Origin of the sequence: Enterocloster sp. OA13 (assembly GCF_022440595.1) — a bacterium.
GTDB lineage: Bacteria > Bacillota > Clostridia > Lachnospirales > Lachnospiraceae > Enterocloster > Enterocloster hominis.
On the sequence record NZ_JAKNTF010000001.1, the window covers coordinates 6,407,997 to 6,426,585 of the forward strand.

General features: G+C 53.1%; 19 protein-coding genes. 17 read left to right on the top strand and 2 right to left on the bottom strand.

Annotated elements, in window-relative coordinates:
• The first annotated feature begins 22 nt into the window (after positions 1-22).
• The gene (locus tag MCJ35_RS28710; protein ID WP_227794454.1) at positions 23-1,045 is read left to right on the top strand and encodes a sugar ABC transporter substrate-binding protein; all 1,023 of its coding nucleotides are present in this window, start codon (positions 23-25) and stop codon (positions 1,043-1,045) included.
• A 60-nt stretch (positions 1,046-1,105) separates the two neighbouring features.
• On the top strand, positions 1,106-1,942 hold the full coding sequence (locus MCJ35_RS28715) for a TIM barrel protein (protein WP_025484058.1): 837 nt from the start codon (positions 1,106-1,108) through the stop codon (positions 1,940-1,942).
• Here the strand turns inward: MCJ35_RS28715 and MCJ35_RS28720 are convergent.
• Positions 1,937-2,662 (bottom strand): GntR family transcriptional regulator, encoded by a 726-nt coding sequence (locus MCJ35_RS28720; protein WP_008724520.1) that lies wholly within the window; start codon positions 2,660-2,662, stop codon positions 1,937-1,939. The genes MCJ35_RS28715 and MCJ35_RS28720 overlap by 6 nt on opposite strands.
• Positions 2,663-2,881: 219 nt before the next feature.
• On the opposite strand from MCJ35_RS28720, the gene MCJ35_RS28725 reads away from it, so the two are divergent.
• Positions 2,882-3,895, top strand: coding sequence for an SIS domain-containing protein (locus tag MCJ35_RS28725; RefSeq protein ID WP_008724522.1), 1,014 nt, complete (start codon positions 2,882-2,884; stop codon positions 3,893-3,895).
• A 93-nt stretch (positions 3,896-3,988) separates the two neighbouring features.
• Here MCJ35_RS28725 and MCJ35_RS28730 read toward each other — a convergent pair whose 3' ends face one another.
• The gene (locus tag MCJ35_RS28730) at positions 3,989-4,699 is read right to left on the bottom strand and encodes a GntR family transcriptional regulator (RefSeq protein WP_008724523.1); all 711 of its coding nucleotides are present in this window, start codon (positions 4,697-4,699) and stop codon (positions 3,989-3,991) included.
• Positions 4,700-4,955: 256 nt separating this feature from the next.
• On the opposite strand from MCJ35_RS28730, the gene MCJ35_RS28735 reads away from it, so the two are divergent.
• The 14 genes from MCJ35_RS28735 (at position 4,956) to MCJ35_RS28800 (ending at position 18,584) form a co-directional block, all read left to right on the top strand.
• Positions 4,956-5,405 carry a PTS sugar transporter subunit IIA gene (locus MCJ35_RS28735; protein ID WP_008724525.1) on the top strand — a complete coding sequence of 150 codons (450 nt, stop codon included), beginning with the start codon at positions 4,956-4,958 and terminating at the stop codon, positions 5,403-5,405.
• A gap of 53 nt (positions 5,406-5,458) precedes the next feature.
• Positions 5,459-5,944, top strand: a complete 486-nt coding sequence (locus tag MCJ35_RS28740) for a PTS sugar transporter subunit IIB (RefSeq protein WP_025484056.1) — start codon at positions 5,459-5,461, stop codon at positions 5,942-5,944.
• Between the two features lie 18 nt (positions 5,945-5,962).
• The gene (locus MCJ35_RS28745) at positions 5,963-6,751 is read left to right on the top strand and encodes a PTS mannose/fructose/sorbose/N-acetylgalactosamine transporter subunit IIC (RefSeq protein ID WP_025484055.1); all 789 of its coding nucleotides are present in this window, start codon (positions 5,963-5,965) and stop codon (positions 6,749-6,751) included.
• Positions 6,751-7,584 carry a PTS system mannose/fructose/sorbose family transporter subunit IID gene (locus MCJ35_RS28750; protein WP_034576905.1) on the top strand — a complete coding sequence of 278 codons (834 nt, stop codon included), beginning with the start codon at positions 6,751-6,753 and terminating at the stop codon, positions 7,582-7,584. Before MCJ35_RS28745 ends, MCJ35_RS28750 begins: the two co-directional genes overlap by 1 nt.
• Before the next feature lie 11 nt (positions 7,585-7,595).
• The gene (locus MCJ35_RS28755; protein WP_008724531.1) at positions 7,596-8,729 is read left to right on the top strand and encodes an SIS domain-containing protein; all 1,134 of its coding nucleotides are present in this window, start codon (positions 7,596-7,598) and stop codon (positions 8,727-8,729) included.
• Complete coding sequence (locus tag MCJ35_RS28760) at positions 8,726-9,373, top strand: HAD family hydrolase (RefSeq protein ID WP_008724532.1); 648 nt, start codon at positions 8,726-8,728, stop codon at positions 9,371-9,373. Before MCJ35_RS28755 ends, MCJ35_RS28760 begins: the two co-directional genes overlap by 4 nt.
• A 277-nt stretch (positions 9,374-9,650) precedes the next feature.
• Positions 9,651-11,315 (top strand): ABC transporter substrate-binding protein, encoded by a 1,665-nt coding sequence (locus MCJ35_RS28765; protein WP_008724535.1) that lies wholly within the window; start codon positions 9,651-9,653, stop codon positions 11,313-11,315.
• Between the two features lie 128 nt (positions 11,316-11,443).
• Positions 11,444-12,430, top strand: coding sequence for an ABC transporter ATP-binding protein (locus tag MCJ35_RS28770; RefSeq protein ID WP_008724537.1), 987 nt, complete (start codon positions 11,444-11,446; stop codon positions 12,428-12,430).
• Positions 12,417-13,433, top strand: a complete 1,017-nt coding sequence (locus MCJ35_RS28775) for an ABC transporter ATP-binding protein (protein WP_008724538.1) — start codon at positions 12,417-12,419, stop codon at positions 13,431-13,433. Before MCJ35_RS28770 ends, MCJ35_RS28775 begins: the two co-directional genes overlap by 14 nt.
• 1 nt (position 13,434) lies before the next feature.
• Positions 13,435-14,382 (top strand): ABC transporter permease, encoded by a 948-nt coding sequence (locus MCJ35_RS28780; RefSeq protein WP_008724540.1) that lies wholly within the window; start codon positions 13,435-13,437, stop codon positions 14,380-14,382.
• A 73-nt stretch (positions 14,383-14,455) separates the two neighbouring features.
• Complete coding sequence (locus tag MCJ35_RS28785) at positions 14,456-15,427, top strand: ABC transporter permease (protein ID WP_008724542.1); 972 nt, start codon at positions 14,456-14,458, stop codon at positions 15,425-15,427.
• Positions 15,424-16,365, top strand: a complete 942-nt coding sequence (locus MCJ35_RS28790; RefSeq protein WP_025484046.1) for an acetamidase/formamidase family protein — start codon at positions 15,424-15,426, stop codon at positions 16,363-16,365. Before MCJ35_RS28785 ends, MCJ35_RS28790 begins: the two co-directional genes overlap by 4 nt.
• On the top strand, positions 16,362-17,255 hold the full coding sequence (locus MCJ35_RS28795; protein ID WP_008724545.1) for a LysR family transcriptional regulator: 894 nt from the start codon (positions 16,362-16,364) through the stop codon (positions 17,253-17,255). Before MCJ35_RS28790 ends, MCJ35_RS28795 begins: the two co-directional genes overlap by 4 nt.
• A 201-nt stretch (positions 17,256-17,456) precedes the next feature.
• A complete protein-coding gene (locus MCJ35_RS28800) occupies positions 17,457-18,584 on the top strand; it encodes an efflux RND transporter periplasmic adaptor subunit (RefSeq protein WP_008724546.1) in 1,128 nt (375 codons plus the stop codon).
• Positions 18,585-18,589 lie beyond the last annotated feature (5 nt).

Here is an 18,589-nt window from a genome sequence, read left to right on the forward strand (position 1 = left end):
TAAATTTCAGGAGGAAAACAAAATGAAAAAGAGAATGGCAACCATGATCCTTTGTGCGGCAATGACGGCATCCATACTGGCAGGATGCGGTACGGGTAAGGAAAGCAATGCGCCAGGCGGCACTGCGGGAGGAACAGCCACAGGCACATCTCAGGATACCGCTGCAGCGGCCCAGGGCGAGGGGAAGGACGGTTACACCATTGCGGTTCTTGCATGGTCCCAGGCAGAGGAGTTCGGCGTGGACATTATATCCGGAGCTGAAAAAAAGGCGGCGGAGCTGGGCAATGTAACGGTTGTGAAGCCCGACCCGGCCGGTGACATGCAGAAGGAGATTGCAATCCTGGAGGACCTGATACAGCAGGGCGTGGACGCCATCTGCGTGGCTCCGGTGGATGCCAATGCCATTGTTCCCTATATAGATAAGGTAAGGGAAGCCGGAATCGTGCTGGTGGACTATGATATTGACACGGAAGCACAGTGTGATGCCAAGGTGCTTTCCGATAACGCGGCAGGCGGGGCCATGGCAGCGGATTATCTGGTACAGGAGATGGGGACAGAGGGTAAGGTGCTGATCCTTACCGAGGTTCCCGGGGTCACAACCGCAGAGGAACGTATCGCCGGATTCAAGGACCGCATGGCTGAGATTGCCCCCAACGTGGAGATGGTCGAGCAGCTTTCCAATGGTACGAGGGACACCCACAGGGCCACGACCGAGAACATGCTTCAGGCACATCCTGACATCACCGGAATCTTCTGCTTCATGGGCGACAATTCCCTGGGCGCTTATACTGCCTGCAAGACCAACAACAGGCAGGACGTGCTGATTGCCGGATATGACGCGACACCGGAACAGCTGGACATCATGAAAAATGACGGACCTGACTGCAACCTGATCTGCTCCGTTGCCCTGTATCCCAAGAAAATCGGTTACGTTGCTCTGGAAACCGCCTACAACATTCTGGAGGGTGAGGAAATCAGCGATGTTGTCTGGACTGAATTGGGACTCCTCACTGCAAAGGATGCTGATTCCTTTGAGGCAGAGTAGGGCATATCCGGGCGGAAGCGGGTCCCGCCATACGCCCGGGAACGTTCAAGGAGGAAACAGATGAAATTTTCGTTCTTAACATACCAGTTCTGCCGCTTTGGCCTGGAGCATTCATTTAAGATGGCGCAGGAATATGGGTTTGAAGGGGTGGAAGTCTGGGGAGGAAGACCCCATGCTTATGCCCATGACATGGGCAAAGAGGAGATACATGCCATTCTGGGATGGAAAAAACAGTATGGGGTGGAGATATCCATGTTCACACCTGAGATACTGGCATATCCATACAGCCTTACCTCGTCCATGGAAAAGGAACGCAGGGAAACCATTGAATACCTGCTGAAAAGTGTGGAGACAGCCGCAAGGCTGGGGACCGATAAGATGCAGATAACCGCCAAACACCCGGGATATGGGGTGAAACGGGAAACCGTATGGGAATACCTGGAAGAGGGAACATCCATCCTTTGCAGGAGGGCCGGGGAACTGGGGGTGGACATCATCCTGGAATCCCTGTCACCCTCGGAGGGGAACACCATCACCTGTGTGGATGACATCCTGCAGCTGCAGGAGCGGGTTAAAAGTCCCGCCCTGTGCGCCATGATTGACATGGTTCCGCCCGTTATTGCCAATGAGCCGTATTCTGACTATCTTGAGCGCCTTGGGGCATCCATGAAATACGTCCATATATGCAACGGGGACGGGGCCACGGAATTCCATATGCAGCTGGATGACCGGGACGGGGTGATTCCCGTGACTGACTTTTTCCGTATCCTGAAGCGGTATGGCTATGACGGATGGTGTTCCCTGGAACTGTTAAATCCCTACTTCAGGGATCCGGAGCTGTACCTCTCCCAGGCGGTGAGGGCCATCCGGCGTATCCGGGAAGAACTGGATTTATAAATAAAATATCATGTTCTGGGTGTTGTAGAGCTGTTTGCAGACGAACAGGGGATTGCCCTGGCTGTCTGACTGGTAATCCCGAAACAGCAGCAGAGGGGAGTTGCGCTTGATTTCCAGCAGTCCGGCCTCATTGGAGGACGCGTTGCTGATTTCAAGGGTCCTCCTGCTGTTGTGCACCGTGATACCGTGGGCGTGCAGGATTGAGAACACGGATCCCTCCAGGTTTTCATGGAGAAGAAAATCATACTTTCTTGGAAAGTAGAGGGTTTCCAAAATGGACGGATGTCCGTCTATGTAGCGGAGCCGTTTGATTTCAATGACCTGCTGGCTTTCATCCACCGCCAGGAATTCACTGTCGGCATGGGTGGGATAAGCGTATTCTACGGACAGCACCTGGGATTTAAGCACCTTGCCTGCCTGGCGGCAGGAATCAGTCAGGCCAGTGGTATCATTGGCGGACTGAAGCTTTTTCTGCGGCGCCACAAAGGTGCCCTTTCCCTGGCTGCGCACCAGAAGCCCGTCTGTCACCAGCTCCGAGATCGCGCCCCGGATTGTCACACGGCTTACGTTAAAGTCCTTCATCAGTTCAAACTCAGAAGGAAGCTTTTCTCCTACCTTCAGTTCCCCTTTGCGGATGCCTTCGGAGATAATGCTGGCCACCTGCTTGTACATGGGGGTAATGCTGGAGGGGTCTATACTGCCTGCATCGAAATGAATCATAAATATCACCGTCATTCTGCCCTATGGGGCGTTATGTCCGAACACGTCCCAGGCAGGAATCCTTTCTTAATACAATATAATATGACATAATCCGTGTTTTTGCAAGTTCCCATAAAGAAATTGGGAAAAAGAAAAAAAGTACTTTACAAAATACATTATGTGATGTAATATAACATCATAGGACGACATAATAAATTTAAATCCAAGGAGGAACCAGATATGTTTAATTTTGACATTCCACGTTACGAAAAAGTAGTCAGCGAGGCAATTGCCTTAAGGCCGCAGATTGAGAAAGCGGTAGACGAGATATGCAGCCAGGGTTACACCAATATTTTCTTTATCGGCTGCGGCGGCACATACGCCCATTCCCTTCCCATGAAGTACTGGCTGGATACAACATCACAGATTGATACATACAGTGTGATTGCGGCTGAGTTCATGGCAGCGGGCCACAGGAAGTTCACCAAGGATTCCGTATGTGTATTCTCCACCAGAAGCGGCAACACAAAAGAAATCGTGGCGGCTGCAAAGTACTGTAAGGAAGCCGGCGCCCGCACCGTTGTATATGTGTCCAATGACAATACCCCTGTCTGCGAATTTGCCGACTACAAGCTGTTCAGCTTTGCAGAGGATGACTGTCTGTGTGAAGCCATTTATACCTATATGATTGCCCTTCTGGCAAGGTTTAAGAAAAACGCAGGGGAATTTGACAAGTACGAGGAATTCATGGATCAGTACGCAGGGATTGTGCCATATCTGATCAAGGCAAAGGAGCAGTACGAGGACAGATGTGCGAAAATGGCACAGGAGCACAAGGATACGGATTATCACATGGTAATCGGCGCAGGCATGATGTGGGGAGAGGCCTACGACTATGCGATGTGCATCCTGGAGGAGATGCAGTGGATTAAGACAAAGTCCATCCACGCAGCCGAATACTTCCATGGGACCCTTGAACTGGTGGAGGAGGATACAAGCCTCATCCTGTTCTACGGCGAGGATGAGACAAGGCCGCTGATGGACCGTGTGATGGATTTCTCCAAGAAGGTCACAAAGGTAATCAATGTGTTTGACACCAAGGAGATTGAACTGCCTTTCACCGAAGCAGAGTACAGGAAGATTGTTTCCCCGATGGTGATGTATGCAATGACGGAGCGTCTTAGCTGCCATCTGGAGAAGGAGAGGAACCATCCTCTGACAACCAGGAGATATTACCGTCAGATGGAATATTAATTCAGGTTTGGTCCAGGGAGATTGAGGAGATAGAAGAAAATAGAAAAAGGCGTGGGCCTGGCGGCTGTGTGGCTGCCAGGCCCACGTCCTGTATCAGAGGGTAATCCGGTAAGTATACATGCTTCCTATATAATAGGTCTCAATATATTCCAGTATATCCCCGTTGTCCAGATACGTATTGTGAAATGATTTCAGCAGCGCCTCATTCTCTATCCCCAGCAGCTTCTTTTGCTCCTCAGTGGGCAGGGTGGCTGTCAGCGACAGGTCCATGGACTGTACGTTCAATCCGAGTTCCTTCACATATTCAAAGAAAGAGTGCTCCAGCCGGGTCACATCAATGGCCGGAAGGACCCTGCAGGGGACATAGGTATAGCTGATGCAGATGATCATGTCATTGCCGGTCCGGATGCGGGAGAAATAATGGACCATATCGTCCCCGGCCACGTTCAGGGCCTGGGCAGCGGCTTCAGGCAGTTCGCTTCCCCGGTATATCCTGTAGTCCACCAGCCGGGAACCGGGCGTCAGGCCAATGGAGCGCATGTCTTCTGAAAAGCTTTGAGGTATCCTGACAATGGGTTTCTGTATATGTACATTGGTCACGAAGCTGCCCTTGCCTGCCACCCGGTTGATATAACCTTTGGATGCAAGGGATTGGATTGCCTTGTTCACGGTCATCCTGCTGACCTGGAACGTGTCACACAGCTCCGCCTCGGTGGGAATCTGGTCACCGGGCCGCAGGATCCCGCCTTTTATCTGATTGAGTATGGAATCTTCTATTTGTATATACTTAGGTTTGCCTGACATGGAAATATCTCCTTTTATCTCACAATTATTCTAGTCTATTATATAATGAAAATTAATAAATGTCTATACATAAAGCGCCGTAAACCAGAAAAAACTTTATGAAAATTACTAAAAACCTCTTGAAAAGTATATGCGCTTATGGTAATATATAACCACGCGGACAAATGTATATACAAAGAACGATAAAAGATATATGCAATTGGACTGATTTAAGGAAGGAAATGGAAATACAAATAGACGGAAAGGAGGATGGACAATGAAAAATATGGTGCTGGTTACCCATGCGGATTTTGCAAAGGGAATCCTGACCTCCCTGAACCTGGTGCTGGGACAGGTGGAGCACGTGGATTACGTGAGCATCACGGCAAAGGAAACCATACCTGAGATAGCTTCCATGATTGAGGAAAAAATCACAGGCTTTGGCAGCAATGGCCCCACGGTGGTGCTTACGGATATCGCAGGCGGAAGCACCACCCAGGCAGCCATGAAGCTGTTGGGGGATGGACGGAAGGTGTATCTGGTAACAGGACTGAACCTGGGGCTGCTTTTGGAGATAGCGCTGCTTCCGCTGGGGGAAGGGGAAGAGGCTGACAAGGGGATGCTGCGCACGGCCATTGAGAATTCCAGGTCATCCATGTATCTGGTAAACGACATGATGGAATCCGGACCGGATACAGATGCATCCGGGGATTTAGGGGAACTGTAAGGAAGTAAAGGAAACTGCAGCAATGTTTTTAGGAAACCATAGGAGGAATAGGAATGATTAAGTTATTGAGGGTAGATGACCGTTTAATCCATGGACAGGTGGCTGTCAGCTGGACTTCCTATCTGGGGGCTGACACCATTGTGGTTGCCAACGATAAGGCGATTACGGATAAGCTGATGCAGATGGCATTTAACATGGCGAAACCTCCGCAGGCAGTGCTGTCCATCAAGTCCCTGGATGGCGCCGTGGCCGTCATTAATAATCCAAAGCATGCGGCCAGGACCATTTTCGTGGTGACGGCAAGCGTGGAGGATGCACGGTACCTGATGGAGAAATGCCCGTCCATCCCCAACCTGTGTGTGGGAGGCGTCCGTCAGGCGCCGGGAAAGAAGATGGTGGAACGCCAGGTGTACCTGGATGGGAAGGATATGAAGGGACTGGAAGAAATCCATGCCATGGGAAAGGATGTGTACCTTCAGGCAGTGCCCACTGAGAAGAAACTGTCCTATGAGGACATTGTAAAAGAGTATAACAAGTAAAAGAAGGGGGAATGTGTGATGTTATTTAAAGCATTAATTTTGGGAATCCTTGCAGGATTCGCCATCTGGGACGGCCGTGTATGCGGACAGCATATGTTTGACCGGCCAATTGTGACCGGGCCTATCGTAGGACTGATTCTTGGGGATGTACATACAGGCATCGTGATGGGGGCTTCCCTGGAGCTGGTCATGATGGGGATTGTGGGAATCGGCGCGGCCACGCCGCCGGATGTGGTCTCAGGAGGAATATTGGCAACGGCATTTGCCATCATGTCCGGCCTTGATATGGACGCGGCCGTGGCGCTGTCACTTCCAATCGCAACCCTGGCCCAGTCCGTGGGCATCCTGGACAGGACCATTAATACCACCTTCCTGCACTGGGCCGACAGGGCGGCTGAGGAAGGGGATTACAAGGGAATCTCAAAAGCCCTGTGGGCAGGGGCATGGCTGTTCTGGTTCAGCTCCTTCCTGGTTGTATTCCTGGGCGTGCTGCTTGGATCCAATACCATAGCCGGTTTTGTGGCTGCCCTGCCTCCGTTCATCCTGGGCGGACTGAAGGTGGCAAGTGGGATGCTTCCCGCACTGGGAATCGCAATCCTTATGCAGCTTATATTCGATAAGACCAATGCGGCATATCTCTTTGTGGGCTTTGTACTGACGGCGCTGCTGGGCATGAGCACGGTAGGCGTGGCGATTGTGGGCGCTACCATTGCCTATGTGGTTTATCAGCAGGCCATGCAGAGAAAACGCGACATGGCATCCATGGCAGTTAACACCATGTCAGATGATTTGGGAGGTGAATTATAATGGCAGGCACCAATGAAACTTTTAAAGAGGGCGGGATTGTCACAAAAAATGATATGCGCAGTGTATTCTGGCGCTCCTTCCCATTACAGGCATCCTTTAACTACGAACGTATGCAGAACGTGGGATTCTGCTATTCCCTCCTTCCGGTATTAAAACGCCTGTACCCGGAGAAGAAGGAGGCATCCGAGGCATTGAAACGCCACCTGTCCTTTTTCAACACAACGCCTCAGCTGGTGACCTTCATCACAGGCGCATGCATTGCCATGGAGGAGGAAAATAAAAAGTCCGGCGACCAGTTTGACATTGAATCCATTGCTGCTTTGAAGGCAGCCCTGATGGGACCCATTGCGGGAATCGGCGACTCCTTTTTCTGGGGTACCTTCCGCATCATCGCGGCAGGCATCGGCTGCGGGCTGGCGGCCCAGGGCAGCATCCTGGGGGCAATCCTGTTCCTCCTGATATTCAATATCCCCCACTATGTAGCCAGATGGTACGGGCTGAAGCTGGGGTATAAGAGCGGTGTCGGGTTCGTGGAAGCGGCCCAGGCATCGGGTATGATTGAAATACTTACAAATTGCGCCAAGGTCATGGGACTCTGCGTGGTCGGGGCCATGATAGCCTCCATGGTCTCCTTCTCAACGCCCCTGGTGCTTACCATGGGAGAGGCAACTGTTGAGATACAGGGTGTGTTTGACCAGCTGCTGCCTTCCGTGCTTCCTCTGGGACTGACTTTTGGGACATTTGCATTATTAAAGAAAGGATTTAAGACCACCACGATCATGTTCGGCATGATTGCCATCGGCATTGTGGGTGCGTTCTTCGGTATTTTATGATGGAATCTAAGATGTTTGAATACATATGTGAGACACCGGCCGTGCTGACCGATATCATTAACAGAAGAGAAGAGATAACAAAGGGCTTTGTAAGCCATTTTAAGGATGTGGAGATTGAGCAGATTTATGTAATCGGCTCCGGCACCAGCTATCACGCCGGCCTGGCAGCCAAGCTGTATCTGGAGGAGCTGCTGGGAATCAAGGTATTTAACATGTATCCGACCCAGTTTGCAAGGGAGGAAAAGGTATTTAATCAGAAAACCCTGGTAATCGGCATGTCCCAGGGCGGCCAGAGCCTGTCCACGGTGGAAGGCCTGGATTCCGCAAGGGAACGCGGACTGCACACGGCGGCCGTGTCCGAAAACCCGTCGGCACTTATCTTTGAACACGCCGACACATCAACTAAGATTGAGGTGGGGAATGAAAAATGCGGGGCAAAGACCAAGGGCTACGCAGGAACCACCGCTACCCTCATGATGATGCTCACGGAACTGGCCATTGCAAAGGGCATGGCCACGGAGGAAAAGGCGGCTGGATACAGGGAGCGCATGTTCCGGGTCATTGGCAACCTGGGGAAGGTCACGGACGCCGCCGTGGAGTGGTATAAGAGGATTAAAGACGAGTTCCTTCCGGCAAAGCGGGTGATTGTTGTGGGATATGACGGCATGTACTGTGATGTGCTGGAAGGCGCCCTTAAAATCCTGGAGACAGTCCGCCAGGGCGTGAGCGGGTATGATATCGAAGAATTTTTCCACGGCATCTATAACTCCATCACGGACAGCGCCCATATCTTCTACCTGGCTTCCAGGGGGGACTATAAGCCAAGGACCATGAAGCTGGTTGGGATACTCAGCGAGTGGACGCCGCATAATTACCTGATTGCATCGCCGGATGGAGTGGATGTGCAGTCTGACAAAAACCTGATTGTGGAATTCGTGGAAGACCCCATGTTCTCCTGCTGGGAATACATCATTCCCCTTCAGGTGGTAGCCTGCATGGCTCCCCAGGATTTGGGGATTAACCCGGACATACCTAAGGATCCTGAATTCCACAAGCGGATTGGCAGCAAGAAGCTGGACGGGGTGCGCGACCACTATGTGGCCCAGGAGGATGCATCCTTGAACACAGCGGTCCTGGAGAAATGATGATCCGTGCGGCGATATTTGACATGGACGGCCTGATGTTTGATACGGAGCGTCTTTATGGGGATGCCTGGTTGTATGCCGGAAGGGTAACCGGTTTCCCCATTACGAAGGAGCTGTTAAACCGTACCAGGGGAGCGGACCGCGGATCCTGTATCAGTGCGTTCAGGGAAGCGTTAGGGGATACATTTGATTTTTACGCTGTGCGCAGGTACAGGCAGGAGTATGTGGACGGGTATCTGGAAAAGAATGGGATGCCTCTGAAGCCAGGATTAATGGAACTTTTAGGTTATCTGAAACACTCCGGCTACGGTATCGGACTGGCCACCTCCACGGATGAACCCACTGCCAGGGAGTACCTCGGGATGGCGGGGGTCAGTGGATATTTTGACTGTATGATATTCGGGGATATGGTAAAGAGAGGTAAACCGGCCCCTGATATCTACCTTAAGGCGGCAGAGACACTGGGCAGAAGGCCGGATGAATGTATCGTCCTGGAGGATTCAATCCTGGGGGTCAGGGCGGGCGCCGCGGCCGGATGTCATGTAATCATGATACCGGATGAGGTGGAACCCGGGGAGCGGGAGAAGAAACTGATAACCCGCAGGATGGACAGCCTGATGGATGTGATTGCGTATCTGGGATAGGGGATATTTGAATACAATAAAAGGAAACGGCCGGGGCGCTCCAGGAACTGTTGGGGCGCCCCGGCCGCGGTCATGGGAAGGCCAGGGCCTCTGCCTGGTGTATTACTGGAATTTTATGCACAAGATTCAGCTTTTCATTTAAAATCACATATGCTAAAATAGGTACAGATAAATCACAGCTATTGACTTTTCCCAGCTGTGATGATATAAATAAAACCATACTAAATTACTATGAATAGTGTGCTTTGAATGAGGAATATTCTCAGGAGGAAACAGGATGAAGAATAAAAATACAATGGCTAAGAGGTGCGTTTCACTTGCCCTGGCCACAGTCATGGCCCTGTCGCTGGCAGGATGTAAGGCAGGGGGGAATGACGCGCCCCAGCCAGGAAGCGGGACAACAGGCCAGACCCAGGCCGGGGGCAGCGCTGCCGGGGAAAAGATTGTGAACATCGGTGTGACCAATACCCTGAACACCCTGAATCCCCTTCTGATGGACGGGATGGAGATGAACAAATACGCCACCGGCCTGATGTTCCTTCCTCTCATGGAACTGGACGGGGATATGAATTTTGAAGGGATGCTGGCGGATTCGGTTACGGCAGAGGATGACCGGAATTTCCTTGTGCATATAGATGACAAGGCGGTCTGGTCCGACGGACAGCCTGTAACCGCGGATGATGTGGTATATACGGCCCTGCGCATATGCAGCCCCACCATCGGCAATATGGCCATGATGTATTATGTATTCGAAGGCGTTGGGGATGACGGATTCGTGGCGGAAGGCGCAGACCATGTGGAAGGCATCACCAAGGTGGATGACAAGACCGTCCGCTTTACCACCAAGGCGCCCATGTCCCTGATTACATTTAACAGCTCCTATGCACGGTATCTCATGACGCTTCCAAAGCATGTGATTGAGAACATGAGCGAACAGGAGCTTATGTCCGACCCGTGGTTCAACCGCCCGGATGTGGTGAGCGGGCCATATAAAGTGACGGAATTTGACAGGGACCACTATGTATCCTATGAGGCTAATAAGGACTACTGGAAAGGCGCCCCCAAGATTGACCGGCTGAACATCAAGATCGTGGAGGGCAGCCAGCTGTATGCGGGCCTTAAGTCAGGTGAGATTGACGTGACCCAGAACACCCTGAGCGCCATCCCGCTGGAGGATTATGAGAGCATCCAGGCGCTGGAGAATGTGACCACCTCCTTCGGTGAACCCATAACCAACCAGTCCGTATTCATCAACACCACCAGCATAACGGATGCCAGAGTGCGCCAGGCCATGGTCTATGCCATTGACCGCGGCCAGATCCTGGAGCAGCTGTTAAAGGGCTACGGGGAGGTTTCGGAAGGTTTCCTGTCCTCGGCAAGCCCCTACTTTGACGATACCATCACCCCGCTTCCATATGACCCTGAGAAGGCGAAGTCCCTTCTGGAGGAAAGCGGATGGGACAGGAACCGGACCATTAAGTTCAGCATTAACTCGGATGACAGCACCTTTGTCAATGCTGCTTCCGTCATTGCCGCACAGTGGGCTTCGGTGGGCATCAAGGCGGAGATCCAGACCATGGACATCAATACCCTGATGGCCAATGCAGCAAAAGGTGATTTTGACGTGATGGCAATCCAGTACACCTATCCGCCGGTGGATCCTTACGCCGACGTGGCCTGGCTCCTTGGAGGCGAGGGCAGCTGGACCGGGTATGGCAATGATAAGATTAACGAGGCCCTGTCCAAGGTATCCCTTACCGATGATGTGGGCCAGTTAAAGGAACTGTACTCCATTGTTGACAGGCAGGTACAGGAGGACGTGCCCATGTTCTCCGCCTATATCATCAAGACCATGGCTGGCGTGAACAAGCGTCTTGTGGGTGCCAGGCCAAGTGTCTATGGTTTCCTGAACCATGTGGAACAGTGGGATATTGCCCAGTAAGCCAATTGAATCGCTAATATACAGAATCCCGGGGGGCGTTTGCTCTCTGGGTGTTCTTGATTCAGACCTGTTTCGGCCTGGCTGCCGCAGCAGGTCTGATAAATCAGTTCATAGAAATGAGGAATAATATGTCACATATCCTGGAAGTCTCGGATCTGGAGGTGTCCTTTTCCGGCGACGGAGGAAAGAATATAAGTGTGGACCACATAAGCTTTTATGTGGACCCCGGCGAGGTGGTCTGTATCGTGGGGGAATCCGGCTGCGGGAAAAGTGTCACGTCCCTGTCCGTCATGGGCCTTTTGGGCAGGGGAGGTTCCGTGACCTCCGGCAGCGTGCTGTTTGAGGGTAAGGACCTGCTGGCCATGACGGAAAAGGAACTGGACCAGATCAGGGGGGACAGGCTTACCATGATTTTCCAGGACCCCCTTACATCCTTAAACCCGGTGTTCACCATTGGGAACCAGATGACGGAAAGCATCCGGGTCCACATGGGCCTGGGAAAAGAGGAGGCAGCGGCCCGTGCCCTGATGCTTCTTAAGAAGGTGGGGCTGCCCGACGCTGCCGCCGTGATGCGGCGGTATCCCCATCTGCTATCCGGCGGCATGCGCCAGCGGGTGATGATTGCCATGGCCCTGTCCTGCAGTCCCTCCCTGCTGATTGCAGATGAGCCGACCACTGCGCTGGACGTGACAATCCAGGCCCAGATCATGGAGCTTATCCTGGAACTGAAGGAAGAACTGGGGATGTCGGTGCTTCTGATAACCCACGACATGGGCCTTGTGGCCCAGATGGCCGACCGGGTGCTGGTCATGTACGCGGGCCAGATGATAGAGCAGGCCCCTGTGCTGGAGCTGTTTGACCACCCGGCCCATCCCTACACCAAGGCCCTCCTGCGCTCCGTGCCAGGGATAATGGACCGGAGGGACCGGGTGCTGGAGTCCATAGAAGGCATGGTGCCGGAACAGTACGACATGATTACGGGCTGCCGTTTTGCGGACCGCTGTCCTTACAGAAGGGATATCTGCAGCCGGCCCCAGACAGATACGATGATAATGGACAGCCATCTGGTAAGATGCTGCCGCGCAGGGGAGGTGGGGAACGATGCTTCAAAATGACGGTATGGACACGGCTCCCCTTCTTCAGGTTGAAGGACTTAAGAAATATTATGCGGCCAAAAGCGGGATTTTCTCCCGGAGCACAGGCGAGATACGTGCCGTGGACGGGGTATCATTCTCAATCCATAAAGGTGAGACCCTGGGGCTGGTAGGTGAGTCAGGCTGCGGCAAATCCACCCTGGGCCGCCAGATTGTGGGGCTGGAGCGCCCCACGGGCGGACGCATCCTATATAAGGGCAGGGACCTGTCCCGTATGAGGAAGCCGGAGCTGAAGGCCATCCGTACCCAGTTACAGATGGTGTTCCAGGACTCCTACTCCTCCCTGAACCCGAGAAAGCATATTTTCGAAATCCTGGCAGAACCCATGCTTTATCATGGGCTGGCTGACAGGAGCAACATACATCAGAAGGTGGAGCATCTTCTGGATCTGGTGGGCCTTGCCAGGAATGCCCTTGGCCGTTACCCCCATGAGTTTTCGGGCGGACAGCGCCAGCGCATCGGCATTGCCAAGGCGCTTTCCCTGAATCCCAGCCTGCTTGTCTGTGACGAGCCGGTCAGCGCCCTGGATGTGTCCATCCAGGCCCAGATACTGAACCTGCTCAAGAACCTGCAGAAGGAGCTTGACCTGACCTGTATATTCATCGGCCACGGACTGGGCGCTGTCAATTATGTCAGCGACCGGATTGCGGTGATGTATCTGGGACAGATTGTCGAACTGGCCGACAGCAGGGAACTGTTTGACCATCCCCTTCATCCCTATTCCAAGGCATTGTTCGACGCAGTGCCCCTGGCCGATCCAAGGACCAGGAAGCGGCTGGGCCGGGGAGTGATTGAGGGGGAGGCGGAAATCCTGTCCGGGCCTGGGGAGGGATGCCCTTTTTATCCCAGATGCCCCAGACGCAGCCGGGAGTGTGCCGCGGCAGGGATGGACCTGAGGCCTGCCTCAGGCAGCGGCAGCCATCTTGTATCATGTATCCATGCCGGGCAGGAAGGAGTTGACTGATATGACAAAGTATATTATAAAGCGGCTTTTGATTGCCCTCCCAACCCTGATCGGGATTACCATCATTGACTATGCCATCATGTGTTTTGCGGGAAGTCCCCTGGAAATGATGCAGGGGGCGCGTATCTCCCAGGCAGCGGTGGCTGCCAAGGAGGCCGCGCTGGGGCTGGATAAGCCCTTCTATATCCAGTACTTCATGTGGCTGGGCCAGCTGCTCCAGGGCAACATGGGCTTTTCCATTAAATCCTATGAGGCGGTGGGCAGCATGATCGGAAGCCATCTTGGCCCCACCCTCCTGCTGATGGGGGTGTCCCTGATCGTGAGCCTGATCATGTCGGTGCCCGCGGGTATCTACAGTGCAATCCACCAGTATTCCAAGGGGGATTATGCCGTGGTCACGGCCTCCTTTTTCGGCAGCAGCATACCCGGATTTTTCCTGTCCCTCCTGCTGGTCTACATTTTCAATGTGACCCTGGGAATCCTGCCCTCAGGCGGTATGGTCACCCTGGGGACCGCAGGCGGGGCCGGGGACGTGGCGGCCCACATGGTAATGCCCGTGCTGGTGCTGTCCGTATCCATGGCAGGCACCAACATCCGCTATATCCGCAGCGCGGTTCTGGAAATCCTCCAGCAGGATTACCTGCGCACGGCCAGGGCCAAGGGTATCGGAAGACGGCTGGTCATCTACAAACATGCGCTGCGCAACGCCCTGGTCCCCATTGTCACGGTCATAGGGATGCAGATTCCCGTGCTGTTCGGCGGGGCCGTGATTGTGGAACAGCTTTTCTCATGGCCCGGTCTTGGACTGATGACCATGAGCGCAATCCTTAACAGGGATTACCCGGTCATCATGGGAGTCTGCCTTCTGTCCGCAGTGGTGGTGCTCCTTGCCAACCTGGTGACGGATATCGTGTATGCAGTGGTGAACCCGGCCATCCAGTATGAATGACAGGCGCAGAGGACGTGTTGGGAATTGCTTTCCGTTGGATGTACCGTTATGACAGGAGTAGGATAGAGATAAAATGGACAAAGACAGAGTTACGACATATGAAGATATAGGAAGAGAAAATTACTGGCAGACCGTGTGGCGCAGGTTCCGCCACCACCGCCTGGCCTGTGTGAGCCTGGCAGTGCTGGCTGTGATCTGTACGGCGGCCATACTGGCCCCCGTCATAGCGCCCTATGACCCGGAAGAGATAGCAGGTCCCTTTGGGGCGGCGCCCAGCCTTAAGTTTATCCTGGGCACGGACCAGATTGGGCGGGATATGTTAAGCCGACTGCTCTACGCTACCCGTATCTCCCTTCTGGTGGGCGTCCTGGCAACCGCCATCTCCACTGCCATCGGTGTGATCCTGGGGCTGTTAGGCGGTTACTTTGGCGGGTGGCTGGACATAGCCATCATGCGGTTTACGGATATGGTGATGTCATTTCCCTATATCCTTCTGGTGCTGGTGGCGGCGGCCATCTTTGAACCGGGTCTGTGGAGCATCATACTGATACTTGGGTTTGTGGACTGGCCGGGCATAGCCCGTCTGGTCAGGGGCAATGTATTAAGCCTGCGGGAAACCAATTTCGTGAAGAGCAGTATTGTGGCAGGCATGCCGGTGCGGCATATCCTTTTTTCCGATATCCTGCCCAACACAGTGGCCCCCATCCTGGTATACGCCACCTCGGTCATGGCGCTGTCCATGCTGGACGAGGCGTCCTTAAGCTTCCTCGGCATGGGGGTACAGCCCCCGGCAGCCAGCCTGGGCAACATGTTGAACAGCGCCCAGTCAATGACCGTGCTGACAAAACAGCCGTGGCTGTGGCTGCCTCCGGGTCTTTTGATTGTCATCCTGGTGGTTGCCATTAACTTTGTGGGGGACGCGCTCAGGGATGCCCTTGACCCGTCCGCTGTCATGACCATCCGAAAGGCCGGGACCGCTGTTCCCGGGACTGCGAAGGAAGATGGGGAAGGCAGCCGTGCAGAAAAAGAAGAAGGTGCAATATGAACCATTATATAGAAAAAACACATGCAATCCATACATTCTCCCCGGACCACCGGCCTGTGTGCCGGGTTAAGGCCGGGGACACCGTTGTATTTGAGACATATGACTGCCATATGGGCCAGCTCCTCCCGGAAGGTTCGGATTTTGCCCATGTGGACCATGGACTGGCCAATCCGGCCACAGGACCCATATATATAGAAGATGCATGTCCCGGCGACATGCTCCTGGTGGAGATACAGGACATGGAGCTGGACCAGGTGGGGATCCTGGACAAAGGACCTACAGGAGGTGCGCTTAAGGAACATTTCCCAGAGTATGTGATCCGGCGCCTGCCTGTAAAGGGTGGGAAGATATCCTATGGGGAACTGGAAATCCCGGTCCGTCCCATGATTGGGGTCATCGGGACCGCGCCGGGCCATGGGGAGGAAAGCACCCTGACCGCCAAGGACCACGGCGGCAACATGGACTGTACCAGCATTGCCCCTGGCGCGGTCCTCTACCTGCCTGTGAAGGTGCCGGGCGCGCTTCTGGCCATGGGGGACCTGCATGCCATCATGGGAGATGGGGAATGCGGCAACTGCGGTGTGGAGATCGGAGGAAGGGTCACGGTGCGGGTGGATGTGTTGAAATCGCTGGACCTTACATGGCCGCTGGTGGAACTGGCGGACCGGTGGATCGTGATTTCCTCCAGGGAGACCGTGGATGAGGCCTGCGGCCGGGCCGTGGAGCAGATGTTTGCGTTCCTCACGGAACGGGCGGGATTGTCCGGGCTGGACGCAGGGATGTATATTGATATGTTCGGCAATCTTGTGGTCTGCCAGATTGTCAATCCATATAAGACCGTGCGCCTGGAGATGCCAAAGTGGCCGTTGGAGCGGAAGGGATTTTATGGGTTCGGATTATATGGGGCCGGCAGGAATGCGCAGGAGGACGGCTTATGACCATCCATCAGATAGAGTGTTTCCTGGAAGCAGCCAAGACCCTTAACTTTACCGAGGCAGCCAGCCGGCTCTATATCTCACAGCAGGGCTTAAGCAGGCAGATTGCCTCCCTGGAAAAGGAGCTGGAGCTGCGCCTGTTTGACAGGACCACAAGGGATGTGCGCCTTACAAGAAGCGGCGAGCTGCTGCTGTGGAGGTGGAAGGACATCCCGGCGGAAATCAAGGATTCCGTGGATATGGCCAGGGAAGAAGGGGAGCGGGCAAAAAGCAGGATTAACCTGGCAGTGGTGGGGATGAACGGTATCATTGAGAAGGCGGGGAACCTTCTGGCTGATTACATGGCCATTGATTCTGACACGGAATTTGAGATAAATGAATTTACCAGCATCAAGGATATGACAAACGGCAATCCGGACCTGATGCTGACGGTCAGCTTCCTTCCCACCCATGAACAGCTGAAGGAGCGGTTCGGTGTGCTGTGTATTGGAAAACTCCCGTTGTACTATGTGCTGTCCAGGAAGAATCCCCTGGCAGAAAAGGAAAAAATAACCATAGAGGATTTTAAGGGGGAAACCATGCTCTGCCTGTATAAGAATTTTTTTGCAGGCGCGGAGATGCAGCTGTTCGAACTGCTGTCAAGGCAGGAACATATCCTTCAGAAAGCCCGGTTTTTCGAAAATGTCAACAGCCTTGAACTGGCATTGATAGCGAATGAAGGGATTCATATCGGCTTTAAGGAGTTCTACCATAATTACGGGGACCGCCTGAAACTGTTCCCCCTTCCCAATGAGGAAAACCAGGTCAGCGCCAATATAATTGTGATATGGCGTAAAGAGAATGAGAAGAGATTTGAAAATTTTATAAAATATCTGAAAAAATTTTATAATTAACAACTATAGGTTGTTAATTATCCGTATTTTGGTGTTAGACAAAAATGGGTGTGACTGTCTAAAATACTAGATGGTTGGTTTATATATAAAGAGGGCTTATATGGGGAAGGGCGCTGGCGGCAGACGCCCATTTCCCTTGTTTTTTTCTAACGTTATCATGCATCTCAAAATAATAAAGGATATGAAAGGAAAGAGGAGAAGATGAAAAAGGCAAAGACGCGCATTATCTGGGGAATCATTATTGTGATCATAGCAGTGATCCTGATTGCCCGCATTGTGAAGAAGGAAGAGCCTGTTGCCCCCACCCCGGATCCGGTAGTCACGGCTCAGACCCCGTTCATGGGAGATATTGAACTGACAACGGACCTGGTAGGCACCATTGAACCCGCGGATATTGTATACATATATCCAAAGGCTGGCGGTGACGTGACAGCAGTGAACGTTAAGGCAGGAGATACAATCGCAGCCGGCCAGGTACTTGTGGAGATTGATACAAAGCAGGTGGCATCAGCCAAGAACGCCATGGATACCGCCAAGGTTGCATGGGATGACGCTGTTTCCACGTTAAACCGCATGGCGCCCCTTCATGCATCAGGTTTTGTATCTGACAAGGAATTCGAGGGATATCAGACCGCGGCTGAGGCAAAGCGCCTCCAGTATGAGGCTGCCAAGATCGGCTATGACAACCAGATGGAATTCAGCCATGTCACATCCCCCATCAGCGGGCGCGTGGAACAGCTGAACGTGGAAGTCCATGACAGTGTGGGAACTTCAGGTCAGCTGTGCGTAATCGCAGGGGATGGCGGCAATAACGTGACCTTCTATGTGACTGAGAAGGTGAAGAACAACCTGAGCACAGGAACACCTGTGACAATGACCAAAGAAGGAACCCAGTACAGCGGCAGCGTGATTGAGGTTAACAATATGGCAGAAGCTTCCATCGGTCTGTTTAAGGTAAAGGCTTCCGTGGAGGATAATGAAACCATGGCGCCGGGAACCAGTGTGGAGATTAAGGTTCCCTCGGCAACGGCCAGGAATGTGATGCTGGTTCCCACCCACTGCGTATACTACAAGGCAGGGGACGCATATGTCTATACATACGACCAGGCCCAGGCCATCATCCATGAGGTCCCTGTGGAAATAGGCATATTTGATAAGGACAATATTGTTGTGACCTCAGGTCTTACCCTGGATGACATGGTACTCACCACATGGACCTCCGAACTTAAGGAAGGGACGAAGGTGACTCTGGATACAGGCGCAGCCAATGGGGACAGCCAGACAGGTGAATCTGAAAGTCCAGCCGCAGACCCAAGTGAAGCACAGTAGAAGGA

Excerpts from the sequence above, each read along its gene's own strand:
- MCJ35_RS28710 (WP_227794454.1), top strand. The coding sequence starts at position 23 with ATGAAAAAGAGAATGGCAACCATGATCCTTTGTGCGGCAATGACGGCA.
- MCJ35_RS28715 (WP_025484058.1), top strand. The coding sequence starts at position 1,106 with ATGAAATTTTCGTTCTTAACATACCAGTTCTGCCGCTTTGGCCTGGAG.
- MCJ35_RS28720 (WP_008724520.1), bottom strand. The coding sequence starts at position 2,662 with ATGATTCATTTCGATGCAGGCAGTATAGACCCCTCCAGCATTACCCCC.
- MCJ35_RS28725 (WP_008724522.1), top strand. The coding sequence starts at position 2,882 with ATGTTTAATTTTGACATTCCACGTTACGAAAAAGTAGTCAGCGAGGCA.
- MCJ35_RS28730 (WP_008724523.1), bottom strand. The coding sequence starts at position 4,699 with ATGTCAGGCAAACCTAAGTATATACAAATAGAAGATTCCATACTCAAT.
- MCJ35_RS28735 (WP_008724525.1), top strand. The coding sequence starts at position 4,956 with ATGAAAAATATGGTGCTGGTTACCCATGCGGATTTTGCAAAGGGAATC.
- MCJ35_RS28740 (WP_025484056.1), top strand. The coding sequence starts at position 5,459 with ATGATTAAGTTATTGAGGGTAGATGACCGTTTAATCCATGGACAGGTG.
- MCJ35_RS28745 (WP_025484055.1), top strand. The coding sequence starts at position 5,963 with ATGTTATTTAAAGCATTAATTTTGGGAATCCTTGCAGGATTCGCCATC.
- MCJ35_RS28750 (WP_034576905.1), top strand. The coding sequence starts at position 6,751 with ATGGCAGGCACCAATGAAACTTTTAAAGAGGGCGGGATTGTCACAAAA.
- MCJ35_RS28755 (WP_008724531.1), top strand. The coding sequence starts at position 7,596 with ATGTTTGAATACATATGTGAGACACCGGCCGTGCTGACCGATATCATT.
- MCJ35_RS28760 (WP_008724532.1), top strand. The coding sequence starts at position 8,726 with ATGATGATCCGTGCGGCGATATTTGACATGGACGGCCTGATGTTTGAT.
- MCJ35_RS28765 (WP_008724535.1), top strand. The coding sequence starts at position 9,651 with ATGAAGAATAAAAATACAATGGCTAAGAGGTGCGTTTCACTTGCCCTG.
- MCJ35_RS28770 (WP_008724537.1), top strand. The coding sequence starts at position 11,444 with ATGTCACATATCCTGGAAGTCTCGGATCTGGAGGTGTCCTTTTCCGGC.
- MCJ35_RS28775 (WP_008724538.1), top strand. The coding sequence starts at position 12,417 with ATGCTTCAAAATGACGGTATGGACACGGCTCCCCTTCTTCAGGTTGAA.
- MCJ35_RS28780 (WP_008724540.1), top strand. The coding sequence starts at position 13,435 with ATGACAAAGTATATTATAAAGCGGCTTTTGATTGCCCTCCCAACCCTG.
- MCJ35_RS28785 (WP_008724542.1), top strand. The coding sequence starts at position 14,456 with ATGGACAAAGACAGAGTTACGACATATGAAGATATAGGAAGAGAAAAT.
- MCJ35_RS28790 (WP_025484046.1), top strand. The coding sequence starts at position 15,424 with ATGAACCATTATATAGAAAAAACACATGCAATCCATACATTCTCCCCG.
- MCJ35_RS28795 (WP_008724545.1), top strand. The coding sequence starts at position 16,362 with ATGACCATCCATCAGATAGAGTGTTTCCTGGAAGCAGCCAAGACCCTT.
- MCJ35_RS28800 (WP_008724546.1), top strand. The coding sequence starts at position 17,457 with ATGAAAAAGGCAAAGACGCGCATTATCTGGGGAATCATTATTGTGATC.